Origin of the sequence: Micromonospora sp. NPDC005173, assembly GCF_040608515.1 — a bacterium.
Lineage (GTDB): Bacteria > Actinomycetota > Actinomycetes > Mycobacteriales > Micromonosporaceae > Micromonospora.
Genome location: NZ_JBEXIK010000011.1, coordinates 147,762 through 164,482, shown reverse-complemented (window position 1 = coordinate 164,482; position 16,721 = coordinate 147,762). Strand labels below are relative to the sequence as shown.

General features: G+C 73.2%; 18 protein-coding genes. 8 read left to right on the top strand and 10 right to left on the bottom strand.

Features of this window, described 5'->3' with window-relative positions:
• The first annotated feature begins 169 nt into the window (after positions 1-169).
• Both ABZV00_RS15720 and ABZV00_RS15715 read left to right on the top strand, forming a co-directional pair.
• Positions 170-649, top strand: coding sequence for a DUF4396 domain-containing protein (locus ABZV00_RS15720; RefSeq protein ID WP_355606294.1), 480 nt, complete (start codon positions 170-172; stop codon positions 647-649).
• 95 nt (positions 650-744) lie between these two features.
• Positions 745-1,407, top strand: coding sequence for a GNAT family N-acetyltransferase (locus ABZV00_RS15715; protein ID WP_355606291.1), 663 nt, complete (start codon positions 745-747; stop codon positions 1,405-1,407).
• A gap of 255 nt (positions 1,408-1,662) precedes the next feature.
• On the opposite strand, the gene ABZV00_RS15710 is transcribed toward ABZV00_RS15715, so the two are convergent.
• From ABZV00_RS15710 to ABZV00_RS15695, 4 genes are all read right to left on the bottom strand, one after another.
• Complete coding sequence (locus ABZV00_RS15710; protein WP_355606288.1) at positions 1,663-2,361, bottom strand: TetR family transcriptional regulator; 699 nt, start codon at positions 2,359-2,361, stop codon at positions 1,663-1,665.
• Complete coding sequence (locus ABZV00_RS15705) at positions 2,324-2,818, bottom strand: DCC1-like thiol-disulfide oxidoreductase family protein (protein WP_328424259.1); 495 nt, start codon at positions 2,816-2,818, stop codon at positions 2,324-2,326. Before ABZV00_RS15705 ends, ABZV00_RS15710 begins: the two co-directional genes overlap by 38 nt.
• The gene (locus ABZV00_RS15700; RefSeq protein ID WP_355606286.1) at positions 2,815-3,285 is read right to left on the bottom strand and encodes a hypothetical protein; all 471 of its coding nucleotides are present in this window, start codon (positions 3,283-3,285) and stop codon (positions 2,815-2,817) included. The genes ABZV00_RS15705 and ABZV00_RS15700 overlap by 4 nt, the downstream gene beginning before the upstream one ends.
• Before the next feature lie 118 nt (positions 3,286-3,403).
• Positions 3,404-4,858 carry a glycoside hydrolase family 3 N-terminal domain-containing protein gene (locus ABZV00_RS15695; protein ID WP_355606283.1) on the bottom strand — a complete coding sequence of 485 codons (1,455 nt, stop codon included), beginning with the start codon at positions 4,856-4,858 and terminating at the stop codon, positions 3,404-3,406.
• A 168-nt stretch (positions 4,859-5,026) separates the two neighbouring features.
• Between ABZV00_RS15695 and ABZV00_RS15690 the strand changes: the two genes are divergently transcribed.
• Together ABZV00_RS15690 and ABZV00_RS15685 are read left to right on the top strand one after the other, a co-directional pair.
• On the top strand, positions 5,027-6,202 hold the full coding sequence (locus tag ABZV00_RS15690; protein ID WP_355606282.1) for an ROK family transcriptional regulator: 1,176 nt from the start codon (positions 5,027-5,029) through the stop codon (positions 6,200-6,202).
• A gap of 119 nt (positions 6,203-6,321) precedes the next feature.
• Positions 6,322-7,434, top strand: a complete 1,113-nt coding sequence (locus ABZV00_RS15685) for an RNA-guided endonuclease TnpB family protein (RefSeq protein ID WP_355606279.1) — start codon at positions 6,322-6,324, stop codon at positions 7,432-7,434.
• A 265-nt stretch (positions 7,435-7,699) separates the two neighbouring features.
• On the opposite strand, the gene ABZV00_RS15680 is transcribed toward ABZV00_RS15685, so the two are convergent.
• Together ABZV00_RS15680 and ABZV00_RS15675 are read right to left on the bottom strand one after the other, a co-directional pair.
• Positions 7,700-8,716 (bottom strand): ABC transporter permease subunit, encoded by a 1,017-nt coding sequence (locus ABZV00_RS15680; RefSeq protein WP_355606276.1) that lies wholly within the window; start codon positions 8,714-8,716, stop codon positions 7,700-7,702.
• Positions 8,713-9,720, bottom strand: coding sequence for an ABC transporter ATP-binding protein (locus ABZV00_RS15675; RefSeq protein WP_328424269.1), 1,008 nt, complete (start codon positions 9,718-9,720; stop codon positions 8,713-8,715). The genes ABZV00_RS15680 and ABZV00_RS15675 overlap by 4 nt, the downstream gene beginning before the upstream one ends.
• Positions 9,721-9,851: 131 nt before the next feature.
• On the opposite strand from ABZV00_RS15675, the gene ABZV00_RS15670 reads away from it, so the two are divergent.
• Entirely contained in the window at positions 9,852-10,694 is an 843-nt protein-coding gene (locus tag ABZV00_RS15670) for an ABC transporter ATP-binding protein (RefSeq protein WP_355606273.1), read from the top strand.
• 26 nt (positions 10,695-10,720) lie between these two features.
• Positions 10,721-11,614 (top strand): ribokinase, encoded by an 894-nt coding sequence (locus ABZV00_RS15665; RefSeq protein WP_355606270.1) that lies wholly within the window; start codon positions 10,721-10,723, stop codon positions 11,612-11,614.
• A 10-nt stretch (positions 11,615-11,624) separates the two neighbouring features.
• Here ABZV00_RS15665 and ftrA read toward each other — a convergent pair whose 3' ends face one another.
• Entirely contained in the window at positions 11,625-12,659 is a 1,035-nt protein-coding gene (ftrA, locus tag ABZV00_RS15660; RefSeq protein ID WP_355606267.1) for a transcriptional regulator FtrA, read from the bottom strand.
• Between the two features lie 70 nt (positions 12,660-12,729).
• Here ftrA and ABZV00_RS15655 point away from each other — a divergent pair, with 70 nt between their 5' ends.
• On the top strand, positions 12,730-13,188 hold the full coding sequence (locus ABZV00_RS15655; RefSeq protein ID WP_355606264.1) for a rhodanese-like domain-containing protein: 459 nt from the start codon (positions 12,730-12,732) through the stop codon (positions 13,186-13,188).
• A 37-nt stretch (positions 13,189-13,225) separates the two neighbouring features.
• Here the strand turns inward: ABZV00_RS15655 and ABZV00_RS15650 are convergent, their stop codons facing one another.
• Positions 13,226-13,951, bottom strand: a complete 726-nt coding sequence (locus ABZV00_RS15650) for a hypothetical protein (RefSeq protein WP_355606261.1) — start codon at positions 13,949-13,951, stop codon at positions 13,226-13,228.
• A 100-nt stretch (positions 13,952-14,051) separates the two neighbouring features.
• Between ABZV00_RS15650 and ABZV00_RS15645 the strand changes: the two genes are divergently transcribed.
• Positions 14,052-15,659, top strand: a complete 1,608-nt coding sequence (locus ABZV00_RS15645) for an alpha/beta fold hydrolase (RefSeq protein WP_355606259.1) — start codon at positions 14,052-14,054, stop codon at positions 15,657-15,659.
• A gap of 48 nt (positions 15,660-15,707) precedes the next feature.
• Here ABZV00_RS15645 and ABZV00_RS15640 read toward each other — a convergent pair whose 3' ends face one another.
• Both ABZV00_RS15640 and ABZV00_RS15635 read right to left on the bottom strand, forming a co-directional pair.
• Entirely contained in the window at positions 15,708-16,079 is a 372-nt protein-coding gene (locus ABZV00_RS15640; protein WP_355606256.1) for a hypothetical protein, read from the bottom strand.
• On the bottom strand, positions 16,076-16,558 hold the full coding sequence (locus ABZV00_RS15635; protein WP_355606253.1) for a DUF6232 family protein: 483 nt from the start codon (positions 16,556-16,558) through the stop codon (positions 16,076-16,078). Before ABZV00_RS15635 ends, ABZV00_RS15640 begins: the two co-directional genes overlap by 4 nt.
• Between the last annotated feature and the right edge of the window lie 163 nt (positions 16,559-16,721).

Genomic DNA, 16,721 nt, shown 5'->3' with positions numbered 1-16,721 from the left:
ATATGACGGTCGATCGGTGCGCGTGGTTCCGTTTGCCGGCACGGGGATTGACGGTGACCCGAGTCGTACCCCGCGCGCCGCGTCGGTAATCGACCGGATCGGTGGACTCGACGAAAGAGTGATCCTCGTCGCTCGGCCAGGTACCCCCGGGGGGTATAGGCTGCGGGTCATGGAGAACGCAAATCCCACTCGACTGGCCGTCGCCGCCACCCTGCACTGCCTGACCGGCTGCGCCATCGGCGAGGTGCTCGGCATGGTCATCGGCACCGCACTCGGCTGGTCCGACCTGGCCACCATCGCCCTCGCCGTCGCGCTGGCGTTCGTCTTCGGCTACGCGTTGACGGTCCGCCCGGTGCTCCGCTCCGGACTGCCGCTGGGCCGGGCGATCCGGGTGGCCCTGGTCGCCGACACGCTCAGCATCGCGGTCATGGAGCTGGTGGACAACGGCGTCATGCTCGCCGTGCCGGGCGCGATGCGGGCCGGCCTCGCCGACCCACTGTTCTGGGGCAGCCTGGCCGGCGCGTTGGCGGTGGCCTTTGTGGTCACCGTGCCGGTGAACCGGGCACTGATCCTCCGCGGGAGGGGGCACGCGGTCGTGCACCAGCACCACCACGGGGAGCACCACCCCACCACTCCGGCGGCGTCGTAGCCTGGCCCGGGCCCCGGCCCCGACGGATCGCCCCGCCCGGTAGCGTCGCCCGGCGTACGGTGATCCACGACGGGCCGGGTGACGGGGAGGTGCGCATGCTCGACCGACGGCTTCAGCTGCACCTGGCCACCTGGCTCGGCCAGTGGCCGGCCGGGAAGGGGCTGCACGTGGTCGCCTCGCACCGGCGGGCCAGACCGGCCTGGGATGGCCGGCTGCGCCCGGCGCTCGCCGTGGACAGCGGTGAGAGCGCCGTGCTCTCCGTCCCGCCGGACCGGGTGGCGGCGATCCGCGCGCTGGCCCGGCGTACGCCGGACCGGCTGCTGCCGGCGTTGCCGGAGGCCGTCGGGTTGCCCGACTGGTGTGTGCACGACGGTCCCTTCCGGTGGAGCCTGGCCCCCGCGCCGCTGCCCGATGTGGGGGAGTGGACCGAGTCGATGGCCCCCGGGCTGCCGCCCTGGCTTCGGCTGTTCGACCGTCCGGTGCTGGTGGTCCGCGACGCGGACGGCAACTACCTGGCTGGGGCCGGGATGAAACGGCACGACGCGTACGGGCAGGAGTTGGCCATCGGCACCGTGCCCGCCGCCCGGGGTCGCGGCCTCGCCCGGCGGCTGGTGGCGCAGGCGGCCCGGCGGGTGCTCGACGAGGGGGCGATCCCGACCTACCTGCACGAGCGGGACAACGCCGCCTCGGCCCGGGTCGCGGACGCGGCAGGCTTCCCGGACCGGGGCTGGCGGGCGTACGGGGTCTATCCGCGCTGAGCGGCCGTCGGCACCGCGAGTGCCCGCGCAACGCTGTCGTCGTAGGGCGCGGACCGTGGATCCCGGGCCGGATCCACGGTCCGCAACCTCCCCCCAGGTCCCGGTTTCGGGCGCCCGGCCGCCCGCTGGGCAGGGCCGGTTCGTGTCGATCACGCTACGTATCGAACACACTCGGTGCAAGGTGTGAGCTGTCGGTTCGGAGTGTCGAATAGCGGACTTGACCTGCGGTGGAGTCGAGCGAAGCTGCTGGCTGGGTCAGTGACGTAGCGTGCGGATGAGGTCGAGGACCTGTCGGGTCACCGGGCGAAGTACCCGCAGCCGGGACAGCGCCACCAGCCGGTCGATCAATGGCACGACGCCGTCGATCAGCTGTCGGGTCTTGGCCTGCCCGGGAGATCGGTCGTGTACCCAGTAGAGGACCACGCCCATGTACGCCAGCCAGAGCAGCTCGGGCAACTCGGGGCGCAGCTCGGCGTCGACCTTGGCGGTCGAGCCCGTCAGCACCTCGGCGAAGAGGTCGATCGCCGCCTGTCGGGGGCCGGACGACTCTGCGGAGAAGGGGCTGAGCGGGGATGTGGGCTCCGCCGCCGTCTTGAAGAAGGTCGCCGCGAACTCGTGCGACGGGGTCAGCACGTCAATGCCGGCGTGCAGCACTCCGGCGAGCCGGGCGGCGAACGCGTCCTCCCGGTCGAGCACCGGCTGGGCGGCGGCCCGGTGCTCGACCTGGGACTGGGCGTAGAACTCCTGGATCAGGTGGTCCTTGGAGCCGAAGTAGTAGTAGGCGTTGCCCACCGCCACGCCGGCCTCCTGCGCGATCGCGCGCATCGTGGTCTGGGCGTAACCACGCTCGCGGAACAGCCGCATCGCGGTGTCCCGGATCAGCTGCCGGGTCTGCTCGCCCCGGGCGGTCGCAGGTTCACCCGCAGTGGTCGTCGGCGCAGGCTGCTCGGTCATCGGGGTCACCGTATCCCGCTGGTTCGTCCGTCGGCTCGGCCCACGGATCGCGAACCCGCTCCCGGATCGCTGAGGCGGTGGCCACCACCTGCCGGGCAAGCGGCAACAGGCTCGGTCGGGCCAGCCGTTCCGCCGTGGACCGGTGGTCGGCCAACGCCCAGAGGCAGGCGAACCAGGCGCCGTCGCCCGCGTACACCTCGCCGGTGTCGGCCACCACGGTGAGGTCGCGCAGCGTCGCGTCGTGGTCCAGGCCGGGAAAGCGCCGCCGGGCCTCGGCCGACCCGGCGGGCACGAACTCCAGGGGTACGAGCTGGGCGTGGGATGCCAGCCATCGGCGGGCGGTACGGCAGAGCGGGCAGTTCGCGTCGAACAGGACGGTGAACCCCCGGATCCCACCGCCCCCGTGTGCGGTGGGATCCGGGAGTCGGCCGGAGCCGTCGGTCGGTGGGAGCGTCATCGGGTCGGCGGTGGATTGGTCACCGGCCCGGCGCCCGGCTGCGCCCCGATCGGGTATGAGCCGTGCGGTGTGGACGGCATGGGCAGCCGGCCGATCGGCGCGATGGGCGGGTGGGTGGCGAGCTGGCGGAGCCGACTCCGGCGGTAGCGGCCGAGCGCGAAGACGTTGAAGAAGTGCAGCGCGCCGAGCACCAGCAGCACCAAGCCGATCTTGAGGGATAGCTCTTCCATCGCCTGGCTGGTCGAATCCACCGGGTCGGGGTGCTTCATCGCCACCGTGACGTAGCCGAGGTTGAGCAGGTAGAAGCCGACCACCAGGAGGCTGTTCACCGCTCGGGCCAGCCGCTCGTCGGCGAACACCTCCTCCAGGAAAACCTGACCGTTGCGGGACAACGCCCGGGCCACCCAGATGGTCAGGCCGATGCTGACCGCGAGGTAGATCAGGTACATCCAGACCTTGATGTCCATGCGCACAGGCCCTTCTTGAACGTGTTCAACTACCGACGGTGTCAGCGTAGGGCAGTTCTTGAACGTGTTCAAGAGAGGATGGTGGGCCGTTCCCGGCCCGACCGGTTGCCGCTCTGCCTCAGCCGGACAGCCCGAGCGCCTCGGCGGCCGCCCGGCCGTTGGCGTGGCTCGCGCCGTACGTGGTGACGAAGGCGCGTACGCCCGCCGGGCGCCACTGCGCCGGCCAGCCCATCTCCACCACGGTCACCGGGTGGTCCGCGGCCAGGCCGGCGATCAGCTCCGGGCCGCCGGGCAGCCGGTGCAGGTGCCGCCCGACCAGCACGATCGGCCGGTCACCGGCCAGCCCGCGCAGCGTCGCCTGATCGGTCTCGGCGGCGATCACCCGGACCTCCTGCACTCCGTCCAGGTGCGGACCGAGGCCCCACGGCACCCGCCCCTCGGCGATGGTGGACTCGGTGTGCAACTGCACCACCAGCGGACGGTCCAGGCCGGTGAGCACTCCGTCCACCCGGACCGCCCGGCGCGCCGCCGCGTACCCCAGGTCGGTTTCGGTGGCGGTCGCCGATGCGCCGGCGGCCCGGGTCCAGGCGGCGAGCGCGGCGGCGCGGCCGGCCGCCTCCTCGACCCGGGAGGTCGCCAACCGCCCGTCGGCGAGCGCGCCGGCGATCTCGGCGGCCACCCGCTCGACCAGCCCGGCGTCGACCTTCGCGCCGATGCAGAGCAGGTCGGCCCCGGCGGCCAGAGCGCGGACCGCGGCCGGCCCGACACCGCCAGCGGCCACCGCGGCGCCCTTCATCTCCAGTGCGTCGGTGATGACGGCGCCGGTGAAGCCGTACTCGGTGCGGAGCAGGTCGACCAGGACGGCCCGGCTGAAGGTGGCCGGACCGGTGCCGGTCAGCTCCGGCACCCGGATGTGTGCGGTCATCACCGCGCGCGCCCCGGCGGCCACGACCGCGGCGAACGGCGGCAGGTCGCGTTGGCGCAGCAGGCTCAGCGGGACGTCCACGGTGGGCAACTCGTGGTGCGAGTCGGTGATGGTGGCACCGTGGCCGGGGAAGTGTTTGGCGCAGGCGGCGACGCCGGCGGCCTGTAGCCCGCTCACGGCGGCGGCCGAGTGGGCGGCCACCCGCACCGGGTCCGCGCCGAACGACCGGGTGCCGATCACCGGGTTGTCGTCGGCGGTGTTCACGTCCACCGTCGGGGCGAGGTTGACGGTGATGCCGAGCGCGGCCAGCTCGGCGCCGATCGCCTGGTAGACCCGTCGGGTGAGCGCCACGTCGCCGATCGCGCCGAGGGCGGCATTGCCGGGGTACGGGCTGCCGGTGGCGTGCGCCAGCCGGGTCACGTCGCCACCCTCCTCGTCGATGGCGATCAGCACGTCCGCGCGGCCGACGCGCAGGGCGGCGGTGCTCGCCGCGACCTGGGCCGGGTCGTGCACGTTGGTGCCGAAGAGGGTGTGCCCGGCCAGCCCGTCGGCCACCAGGTCAACGGCCCAGTCCGGCGGGACCGGTCCCGGGTACGCGGCAAGCAACGTGCCGAGCGCGAGCCGGCGTAGTCCTGGATCCAGCCCCACGTGATCTTCCCCTCTCGGTGCCCGGCGGGCACGAAACGTCGTACGGCGGTGGTCATCGCCCTGCCGGGTCGGCCGAGCGCTCCACCTCCGGGTGGCCGTTACGCTACGGCTACCCGTTCGCAGGTCAGTTTACAGTTAGCAAAGTTTACTAAAACTAAAGGACGTGGCATGAGTGCGACCCGGCTGCCCGGCACCCCCCGCCTGTTGCGGGCGCTCAATGACCGTGCGGCGCTGGAACTGCTCCTCGAACGCGGCCCGTTGACCCGGGCCCGGCTCGGTGAGCTGACCGGGCTGTCCAAGGTCACCGCCTCCCAGTTGGTCGAGCGGCTGGAGGAGCGCGGTCTGGTCAGCCGTGTCGGCGAGCAGGCCGGTGGACGAGGGCCGAACGCCCAGCTCTACGCCGTACGCCCGAGCAGTGCCCACGTGGTCGGGGTGGACGTCGGGGCGGATCGGGTGGTGGCTGCCTGCGCCGACATCACCGGCGCGGTCATCGGCCGGGTGGAGCAGTCCACCCGGGACACCGACGACCCGGTGGGCGTGGTGCACAACGCCGTCGTGCAGGCCGCGAGCAGCGCCCAGGCGCAGCTGAGCAGCGTACGGCGGATCGTGCTCGGCACGCCGGGTCTGGTCGACCCCGGCACCGGTGACATCACCTTCGCCTTCAACCTGCCGCGCTGGCACAGCGGGGTGCTCGCCGCCCTGCGCGACGACCTGCACACGCCGGTGGTCTTCGAGAACGACGTGAACCTGGCCGCGGTGGCCGAGGCGCAGTCCGGCGCCGCGCAGGGGCTGACCGACTTCGTGCTGGTCTGGGTGGGCGCTGGCGTCGGCCTGGCGATCATGCTGGGTGGGCGGCTGCACCACGGCAGCAGCGGCGCGGCCGGTGAGATCGGCTACCTGCCGGTGCCCGGCGCGCCCATCCCACGCGACGTCTCCCGCCGCGCCAAGCCGGCCTTCCAGCAGTTGGTCGGGGCGGACTCGGTGCGCGCGATCGCCCGCGAGTACGGCTACCCGGACGCCGACGCCGCCGACGCGGTTCGCGCGGCCGTCGCCGACGGTGCCGGTGGCGGCCCGATGCTCGACGAGTTGGCCCGCCGGCTCGCGCTCGGCGTGGCCAGCACGTGCGTGGTGCTCGACCCACCGCTGGTGGTGCTCGCCGGTGAGGTCGGTCAGGCCGGCGGCGCGGCGCTCGCCGACCGGGTGCAGCAGGAGGTCGCGGCGATCACCCTGGTCCGGCCTCGGGTGGTGCCCACCGGGCTGACCGAGGAGCCGATCCTGCGCGGTGCGCTGCGTACCGCGCTGGACGCCGTCCGCGACGAGGTGTTCGGTTCCACCGTCGGCTGAGCCCGCTGGCGGGGTCATCGTTGTCGCGGCGTGGATACCCCTGCCTTCAGGCGGGGGAGGAAACGCCGCCCCCTCCCTTCAAGTGCAGACTCACATAGGCAAATGCTAGAATGTGAAGCGTGGGTGAGGTGGTGAAGCGAGCGTACAAGTACCGCTTCTATCCAACCCCGCAGCAGGCTGAACAGTTGAACCGGACCTTCGGATGCGTCCGCAAGGTGTACAACCTGGCGCTGGAGGCGCGCACCCGCGCGTGGGCCGTCGACCGGCAGCGCAGCACCTACGTGCAGTCCTCGGCGTGGCTGACCGAGTGGAAGCGCACCGAGGAACTGGTGTTCCTCAACGAGGTCAGCTCCGTGCCCTTGCAGCAGGCGCTGCGGCACCTGCAAGCCGGGTTCGCGGCGTTCTGGGGCAAGCGGTCGCGTTACCCGCGTTTCAAGTCCAAGCGGAAGTCTCGGGCGTCGGCGGAGTACACCCGCTCGGCATTCCGCTGGCGTGACGGGCAGCTCACCCTGGCCAAGATGGACGCGCCGCTGACCATCGTGTGGTCCCGGGCCCTGCCCGAGGGCGCCGAGCCGTCCACGGTCACGGTGTCCCGCGACGCGGCCGGTCGGTGGTTCGTGTCCCTGCTGGTCGAGGATCCCACCGTGACGCCGCTCCCGCCGGTCGATACGGCGGTGGGGGTGGACGCGGGCATCACCAGTCTGCTCACCCTGTCCACCGGGGAGAAAATCACCAACCCGCGCCACGAGCTCGCTGACCGGCGCAAGTTGGCCAAGGCGCAACGGAACCTGTCCCGCAAGGGCAAGGACACCAAGAACCGGGCCAAAGCTCGGCTTGCGGTGGCCCGCATCCATGCCCGTATCGCCGATCGGCGGCGGGATCACCTGCACAAGTTGTCGACTCGACTCGTCCGCGAGAACCAAACGGTCGTGATCGAAGACCTCAGCGTGCGCAACATGCTGCGCAACCACTCGCTGGCCCGCGCCATTTCCGACGCGGCGTGGACACAACTGCGCACCATGGTCGAGTACAAGTCCTCCTGGTACGGGCGGACCGTTATCGCCATCGACCGCTGGCACCCGAGCACGAAGACCTGCTCGGCGTGCGGGCGGATCAACACCGCGATGACCCTCGGCGTTCGCGCCTGGACGTGCCCCGGCTGCGATGCCGTGCACGACCGGGACATCAACGCCGCGAAGAACATTCTCGCCGCCGGGCTGGCGGAGAGGTGAAACGCCTGTGGAGGGCCGATAAGACCCGACCCGCGAAAGCGGCGAAGGCACGGCCCGGTGAAACAGGAACCCCCTCGGGTGACCGAGGGAATCCCCGCCCTTCAGGGCGGTGGAGGATGTCAAGTGAAGGAATATTTCACCGCCGCCGGCCATCGTGCTGCAAGCTCTTGCCGCATCCGTTCCGGTCCGCCGGGCCGCCCGGACCAGGGCGGGCGGCCCGCAGCAGGTGGGGCCGCCCGGCCCAGGCGGGCGGCCCGGCGGAGGCTCAGATCAGGTCGCGGCGACGGAACACGGCGAACGCCGCCGCCGTCAACCCGCCGGTGAGCACGAGCAGTACCACCAGGGCCGGCGCCCAGGTCAGCGAATAGAACCCCTCGCAGAACCCGCCGCCCACGCTGTCGCCCCTGCAGAGCTGGCCGTCGTAGAACCGCGCCTCACCGCTGAGCCACGCCCCGATGTAGCTGGAGAGCATCAGCTGGTCCGGGCGCGGGGCGTCGACGATCTGCAGCACCAGCCGGGCGCCCAACTCCCAGACCACCGCGTACGCGGCGACCGCGCCGAGCGCCGCCGAGGTGTGTCGGCCCAGCGTGGCGATGGCGAAGCCCAGCGCGCTGGCCAGCAGCACCAGCACCAGGCCACGGCCGTGCACCGCCCCGAGTGAGCGCCAGAAGTCCCCGCCCAGCCGGCCGGCCAGACCGGCGGTCTGCCCGATCACCCAGAACGTGGCGAGGTAGGCCAACGAGGCCGTCACCGCCAGCGCCAACACCGTGCCGAGCAGGGTGCCCAGCTTGACACCGAGCACCGTCATCCGGCGCGGTCGCCAGAGCAGCAGGTTCACCACGCCGCCGGAGTTCAGGTCCGCGCCGATATAGGAGGCGCCAACCAGGAACCCGAACAGCACCAGGAACGCGATGAGGAAGTAGAGCAGCGGGCGGGCCTGCTGGGCGAAGCTGAACACCCCGGGGAGGAAGTCGGCGGCGATCGGCAGCCGGTCCTGCCGGATCGGGTCGATCTCCGAGCAGTCGGACGGGTAGTACAGCTCGTCGCTCGACGGGAGCGTGCCGTTCTTTCGGGCCTGGCACTGCTGGAAGTGGTTCTCCATGCTCTGCCGCGCCTCGGCGGCCTGCGCCCGCGCCGTGCTGAGTTCGCTCGGGGTGGGCTTGTGGGAGCCGGCCAGGGTGGTCGCCGCGGTGACGGCGAACGCCAGTGCCAGCAGGACGACCATGAGCTGCACGAAGCGACGCGCGGACAGCCGCTCCAACTCGGCACGAACCAGGTTCACGCGTCCACTCCCCGATCGAGATTGATCACAGCGTCACCCTCAACGTCGGGCGGCAGCGCCGAGTCGTCCACCTGGCGGGGCACCGACGGGTGCCCGCCGGCGCCGGTCAGCTCGAGGAAGACGCTCTCCAGATCGGGCCGCAGCGGGGTCAGCTCGCCCACCCACAGCCCCTGCTCGCCGAGCACCTGGCTGATCGCCGCCGGGTCGGTCACCCCGCCCACCACCAGTGCCCCGCCATCGACGGTCGCCGCCATTTCGGCCGCGCGCAGCAACTCGGCGGCGCGCTCCGGCTCGGCCACCCGGACCAGGAACTCGTGCCGGTCGTGGCCGGCCAGCACCTCGTCCACCCGGCCGGCCGCCACCCGCCGCCCCTGCGAGATGATCGTGACGTGGTCGCAGATCAGCTGGATCTCGGCCAGGATGTGACTGGACACCAGCACCGTCACGCCGGCCGCCGCCAGCGACCGCATCAGGTCCCGCATCTCCCGGATGCCGGCCGGGTCCAGCCCGTTCGCCGGCTCGTCGAGGATGAGCAGCTGCGGATCCTTCAGCAGCGCGGACGCCACCGCGAGGCGCTGCTTCATGCCCAGCGAGTAGCCCTTCACCCGCTCGTCGCCCCGGTCGTGCAGGCCGACCAGCTCCAGCACCTCGTCCACCCGCGAGGTCGGCACCCCACCGGCCCGGGCCAGCAGCCGTAGCGTGCGGTGCCCGGTGAAGTTGCCGAAGAACTGTGGGCTCTCCACGATGGCGCCGACCCTGCCGGCCACCCGGGGCAGTTGCTGCGGCGACGGCTCGCCGAGCACCCTCATCTGCCCGCTGTCGGCCCGGACCAGCCCGAGCAGGGCACGCAGCGTGGTGGTCTTGCCGGAACCGTTGGGGCCCAGGAAACCGTGGATCTGGCCCGCCTCGACCAGCAGGTCGAAGCCGTCGACCGCGACCCGTCGGCCGCTCCGCAGGCTCTGGAAGGTCTTGCGCAGACCCTCGATCTCGATGACCGCGCTCATTCGCGCGACTCCGTACCTCGACCGGGCATGGTCGGTCCTCCGGGTGTGGTGATCAACGACACGGTGCCTCACCCTATGGCCACGGCGCCGCCCGCGGGGGGCATCGCCGCGCTGCGTGGTTGGATGGTCCGGTGACTGGTGACCTGATCCGCGGCGCTGCCGGCGCCGCCTCCGCCTCCGCACCCGTGGACCCGGATCTGGTGGTCAGCCTCGACAACGTCGGTGTACGCCGGTCCGGCACCGCTCTACTGCAGGACCTGACCTGGCGGGTCGAGCTGGACGAGCGCTGGGTGGTGCTCGGTCCCAACGGGGCCGGCAAGACCACCCTGCTCAACCTCGCCGCCGGCCGACTGCACCCCACCACCGGTGTCGCCCACGTGCTCGGTGAGCGGATCGGCCGCACCGACGTCAACGAGCTGCGCACCCGGATCGGGCTCTCCACCGCCGCGCTCGCCGAGCGACTGCCCGCCGACGAGCGGGTCAGCGACGTGGTGGTGACCGCCGCCTGGTCGGTGGTCGGCCGCTGGCGGGAGAGCTACGAGCGCGGCGACGAGGCGCGGGCGCGGGCGCTGCTGAGCCAGCTCGGCATCGGCGGCCTCGCCGAGCGCCGCTACGGCACCCTCTCCGAGGGTGAGCGCAAGCGGGTGCAGATCGCCCGCGCGCTGATGACCGACCCGGAGCTGCTGCTGCTCGACGAGCCCGCCGCCGGGCTCGACCTGGGTGGGCGCGAGGACCTGGTGGCCCGCCTGGCCGAGCTGGCGTACGACCCGGACGCCCCGGCTCTGGTGCTGGTCACCCACCACGTGGAGGAGATCCCGCCGGGATTCACCCACGCACTGCTGCTGCGGGAGGGCGTAGCCGTCGCGCAGGGCCTGCTCGCCGAGACGCTGACCGGCGACAACCTCTCCAAGACCTTCGGCCTGCCGCTGGTGGTCGAGCGCTCGGGCGACCGCTTCACCGCCCGCGCCGCCTGAGCCCGGGGACAGGGCGGGAGGTCACCGTGCCGCAGACCCGGGTGGTCGTGGTGGGCAGCGCCAACATGGACCTGGTCGCGATGGCGCCCGCGCTGCCCCGACCGGGCGAGACCCTGCTCGGCACCGACTTCGTGATGGTGCCCGGCGGCAAGGGCGCCAACCAGGCCGTCGCCGCGGTCCGGGCCGGCGCCTCCTGTGCCTTCCTCGGTGCGATCGGCTCCGACGCGTTCGGCGTCACCCTCACGGCCCGGATCGCGGCGGCCGGGGTGGACACCGGCCAGCTGCGGGTGGTCTACGGCACGTCCGGGGTGGCGCTGGTGATGGTCAACGCGGAGGGGGAGAACGCCATCGTGGTGACCCCCGGCGCGAACGACGCGCTGCTCGGCCTCACCGAGGAGGAACTGGCCACGGTCCGTGCGGCGGACGTCCTTGTCGCCCAGCTGGAGATCCCGGTGCAGACGGTGGCCGACGCCGCGGTGGCCGCCCGCGCCGCCGGCACCCGGGTCATCCTGAACGCCGCACCGGCCCGGGATGTGCCGCCGGAGCTGTTCGCGGCGGTGGACCTGCTGGTCGTCAACGAGGGTGAGGCGCAGGCGTTCACCGGCCGAGGTCGGGAGCCACGGGCGCTGCTCGACCTGGTGCCCCGAGCCGTGCTCACCCTCGGCGGCGAGGGTGCCTGGTACGTCGACCGCGAGGGCGCCGAGGTGCACGTGCCCGCCGTCCGGGTCGATGTGGTCGACTCCACGGCGGCGGGCGACGCGTTCACCGCCGCCTTGGCCGTCGGTTGGGGCGAGGGACGGGACCTGCTCGACGCGGTGCGCTGGGCGGCGGCGGCCGGCGCGGCCTGCGTGCGCCGGCTCGGCGCCTCGGTGGCTCTGCCCCGCCGCGCCGAGATCGACGAGCTGTACGCCCGGGGCTGACCCGCCCGCGCTACGCCGGCCGGCCCGTCGCCGCTCCGGTACGGAAGGCCCGGCGGTACGCCGACGGCGAGGTCAGCATGACCCGACCGAAATGGTGGCGGTAGGTGACCGGGGTGTCGAAGCCCACCGCGCCGGCGATCTGCTCGACCGGGGCGTCGGTCTCCTCCAGCAGCGCCAGACTGGCCCGGACCCGCTGGTCGATCAGCCACCGGATCGGGCTGGTCCCGGTGGCTCGGGCGAAGTGCCGCAGGTAGGTGCGGGGCGACATGTGCGCCTGCCCGGCGAGCTGGGCCACGGTCAGCGGCTCGGTGAGGTGCGCGAGCGCCCAGTCGATGCTGGCGGCGATCCGGTCGTCGTCCGGGTCGGTGGTCACCGGCGCCTCCACGAACTGGGCCTGCCCACCGTCGCGGTGCGGGGGGATCACCAACCGGCGGGCGACCGCGTTGGCGATCGCCGAGCCGTGGTCCCGCCGAACCACGTGCACGCAGAGGTCGAGCCCGGCGGCGCTGCCGGCGCTGGTGAGCAGGTCGCCGTCGTCGAGGTAGAGCACGTCCGGGTCCACCTCGACCCGCGGGTACCGCCGCGCCAGCAGCTCCGCGTACTGCCAGTGGGTGGTGGCCCGCCGCCCGTCCAGCAGCCCGGCGCCGGCCAGCGCGAACGCGCCAGAGCAGATCGACATGATCCGGGCACCCCGCCGGTGCGCTCGAAGCAGGGCGCTCACCAACTCGGATGACGGGTCGGCGGTCACGTCGGGCACGCCGGGAACGATGACCGTCTGTGCCGCCGCCAGCTCCGCCAGGCCGTACGGGGTGTGCAGGCTGGCCCCACCGACGACCGGCACCGGCCCGGGCCGCTCAGCGCAGACCACCAGGTCGTACCAGTCGACGTCGAACTCGGGCCGGGGCAGTCCGAACACCTCGGTGACGATGCCGGTCTCGAACACCGACATCCCCGGGTACGCGAGCACGGCGACCCGGTGTCCGGCGGCCGGCCGACGGGCCGTTGGCAACGGGAGTGGGTTGGCGGCCACGGCGCGGGTCGGCATGGCGGGATGTTAGCGCAGGACGTCGTTTCCGCCACTCGTCCGGAGCGGGGACGGCGGCCAGGATCGGTGCATGACCTACACCTTCGCCGTCCCGGCGGCCGATCCGGCCACCGCCGCCGCCCACCTCCTCGCCCGGCTCAGCATCGAGACCGACGTCAGCGACGTGCACGCCGACCTGTCCGCCCGTACTCCCGGGTTGGTGGTCGTCGACTCCCGGGGCGAGGCCGCCTGGGCGCAGGGACACCTGCCAGGGGCGGTGCACCTGCCCACCGCCGAGATCGCCACCCGGGCTGCCGGGCTGATCCCAGCCGGGTCGGCGGTGGTCACCTACTGCTGGGGGCCGGGCTGCAACGGTGCGACCCGGGCCGCGTTGGAGTTCGCCCGGCTCGGCCACCCGGTCAAGGAGATGCTCGGCGGGTTCGAGTACTGGGTGCGGGAAGGGCTGCCGGTGGTGACCGGGGCCGGGGTGACCCGTCGCCCGGTCGACGACCTGACCGCGCCACGGTCAACGATCACCTGCGACTGCTGAGGTGGCGGCGGACAGGTCGTCGCTGGCCGGCGAGGGCTCAGACGGCGTCGTCGCTGAGCTTCTCGCCGCGCCGGCGCAGCATGCCCAGCCCCGGGATGCCGGCCACGGCGAGCTTGAGGTCGCGGGTGACGTCCAACAGGTCGTGCAGGTCGGGCCCGACCCGGTCGAGGGTGGCGAGGATCGGCAGGATGTCCGCCGTCAGGTGCTCCTTGAGCTTGGGCAGCTCGTCGATCAGGTGGATCGCCGCGGTGATCTCCTCGTGGCTGAGCTGCTCGACGAACCGCTCGGTCATCGGTGCGGCCCGCCGCAGCGTCGGCTCGTACACCGCCAGCAGCTCGGCCGCTGTGGCGGCCGCCTCCGCCGCGGTGCCCACGGTGACGGCGGCTCGGCCAGCCACCGCGTCGGCCTCGGCGACCACCGTGCCGGCCACCCGCGCGACCTTGTCGGCCTCCTGGACCAGTACGGCGGCGGCCGTCGCCACCTCGGTGGCGGTGTCGATGGCGGTGGTCGCGGCGGCGCTGATCACGGCCACCTCGCGGACCGCTGTCTCGGCGTCGGTGAGCACCTGGTCGGTCCGGTCCAGGGTCGTCTCGATGCGGTCCACCACCCCGTTGATTCGGGCCAGCAGCGCCTCAACCCCGTCCAGCACCGCGAACGCGCGGGTGGGCACGGCGGCGAACGAGGCGGCCGAGCCGAGCGCCTGGTCGAGAGCGGATCGGGTCAGGCCGACCACGGCGGCCGGTGTGGGGAGGGGAATCGCCATGGGATCAAGTGTGCGTCGGCCGCACCACAACCGCCCGGCGGCGCTTGGCCGGCGCGCTCGGTGGAGCGTCGGGCGGGTCGTCCGACGGTAGGGTGCCGGCATGTCGGCACCCACGCCGCACCGCCCGCCGAGCACCCGCACCGCCGTCCTGCTCGCCGTGCTGGCGGTGGCCGCCGCCGCGCTGGTGCTGGTCCGGGCGGACGCCGGCCTCACCGCCCGGCACGTCACCGTCGCCGGGGTGCCGATGACCGAGGTGCGTGCCCGCCCTCCGACGCCCGGCGTCCGGCGGCCCGGGGTGGTGATCGCGCACGGCTTCGCCGGCTCGGCTCAGCTGATGCGCCCGATCGCCGACACCGTCGCCCGGCGGGGAGCGGTCGCGCTGCTGTTCGACTTCGCCGGACACGGTGCCAACCCGGCCCGGCTGCCCGGCGCGGGCCCGGACACGTCCGCCGCCACGCTCGCCGCCGACCTGGACGCCGCCGTCGGCTACCTACGCTCCCGGCCGGACGTCGATCCGGACGGCATCGTCCTGGTCGGACACTCGATGGGCGCCGGTGCGGTCACCCGGTACGCCAGCGGGCACCCGGAGATCGCTCGAACCGTGGCGATCTCGCTGCCCGACGCCGGCGAGCTGTCCCCGGGCCGACCGGCGGAGCTGCTGCTGATCGTGGGCGGTGCGGAGTTACCCGCCTTCCGCCGGGCGGCTGACGATGCCGTCCGGCGCGGCGCGGGCACGAGCCGACAGCCAGTGGTGGTGGTGCCCGGTGCTGAGCACATCTCGGTGCTCTTCGCCCCGCGCACCCACGAGGGGATCGCCGGCTGGCTGCCCATCGCCGACGGCACCGCCCAGCCCCGACCGACCGCCCGGCTCGCCGGGGCGGCGCTGCTGGTGTTCGCCTTCGGCATCGGCGTGGTCCCGCTGGCGGCCCTGCTCCTGCCGCGCCCGGCGACCGACCGCCGATCGACCGAGCCACCCTCTGGCCGGGAACCCGACGCGCCGGCGCAGCCCGACAGTCCAGCGCCGCCTGGGAGTCCGGCGCCGGCCGGGGATCGGGTGCCGTTCGGTGGCCTGCTGCTGTTCGCGATGGCGGTGCTCGCGGCCGGCGTCGGCGCGGCCGTCGCGGCGGTGCTGCCGACCGCCTGGCTCCCGCTCGCGGTTGGCGGCTACGTCACCGGCTTCCTGCTGGTCACCGGAGTGCTGTTGGTCGCCGGTCAGCGTTGGCTGCCGGGCTTGTTCGGCGCGTCGCCACCGCCGTCCGGCACGGCCGCGCCGGCGGGCCGGCGCGCACCGGCACGGACCGCCGTCGCGGCGCTGGTGCTGACCGGGTACGCCGTCCTCGCCGTCGCGCTGCCGATCCACCTTGGACTGACCTCGGCATTGCCGGTCGGTGCCCGCTGGTGGCTGCTCCCGTTGGTGGCGGGAGCCTGCCTGCGGTTCCTGCTGGGCGTCGAGCTGGTCGCCGCCGGGCGGACGGGGCGACACCTGCTGGTCGTCGCGGTCACCGTGCTCGTGCTGACGGCGTCGGCGCTGGTGGGTCTGGCGCCCGGCTTCGTCCTGCTGGTGGTGCCGCTGTTCGCGTTGCTGCTCGGCTGGCAGGCCGCCTGGGCGACCGTGCTGCGCCGGTACGGCGGCCCGCGCTGGCTGCCGGCCGCGTTGGGCGCCGCCCTGGTGGGCTGGCCGATCGCCACCACCCTGCCGTTGACCTGACCGGCCTGCCGCCTGAGCACCCTGCCGTTGAGCTGACCGGCCCCGGGCCTACCGGGCGGCGCGGGCGACGCGTAGGGCCCACCAGATCAGCGGCACCTGCATCGGCACCCGGCCGTAGGCGATGGCCCGCTTCGCCGGACGCCGGTGCCGCCAGTCCACCGCCATCTGCACGTTCGCCGGCAGCACGGCGATGAAGAGAGCAGCCGCGGCCCGACCGCCGGCCCGTCGGGTGGCCGGGTTCGCCACCGCCGCCGCCACCGCCAGCTCGGCGACCCCGCTGGCGTACGTCCAGAACCGGGCCGGGCCGGGCAGCGCGCCCGGCACGATCGGGTCGTAGAGGCCGGGGCGCAGCAGGTGGGTGGCGCCGGCCACGGCAAGCAGCCCGGCCAGCGCGGCGGCCTCGCCACGGCGGTTGCTCACCGTTGGTCCCCCTGCTGTTCGACGGCACGCTGAACGGCCCGGTAGATCTGGCCGAACCGTAGCGCGTCCGGCGTACGCAGCAGCAACTGCTCCCGGTTGTGGTGCTGCACCCACAGCTCGTGCACGTGGCTGCCGCGCTCGTACGAGCGGTCCAGCCAGGTCAGTGGAATCTCCAGGAACGGGGTCAGCGCCAGCGCCCCCACCGCGCAGGCGGCGAGGATGATCAGCGCCATCTTCCAGTTTCCCCGGTCCTGCGCCGCATAGGCCAGCGAGAGCACGCAGACCAGCGCGACAAGCGGTGGCAGCGAGAGCAGCAGGACCAGGACACCCCGGCCGAACACCCGGCCGCGCACCGCGATGGTCTTCGCGCCGCGCGCGTGCCAGACGAACGTCACATCGGAGAGGGCGATCACGTGACCGCCCGCCCGGATCGACTCGGAGGTCACCTGCACCGCGTCGTCCCGGTAATAGAGGGCCATCACTAAGCCTAACCACCAGCAGGCAACCCAGGCGTCCGGTGCGTTCCGCTCAGATCTTGGACACTTACCGATCGACGCGGACTGATCGACGCGGACGGTAAGTGTCCAAGATCCGAGCGCTGACCGGCGGTGCGGTCGTCGCGCGGCACGCGTCCGTCGGCTG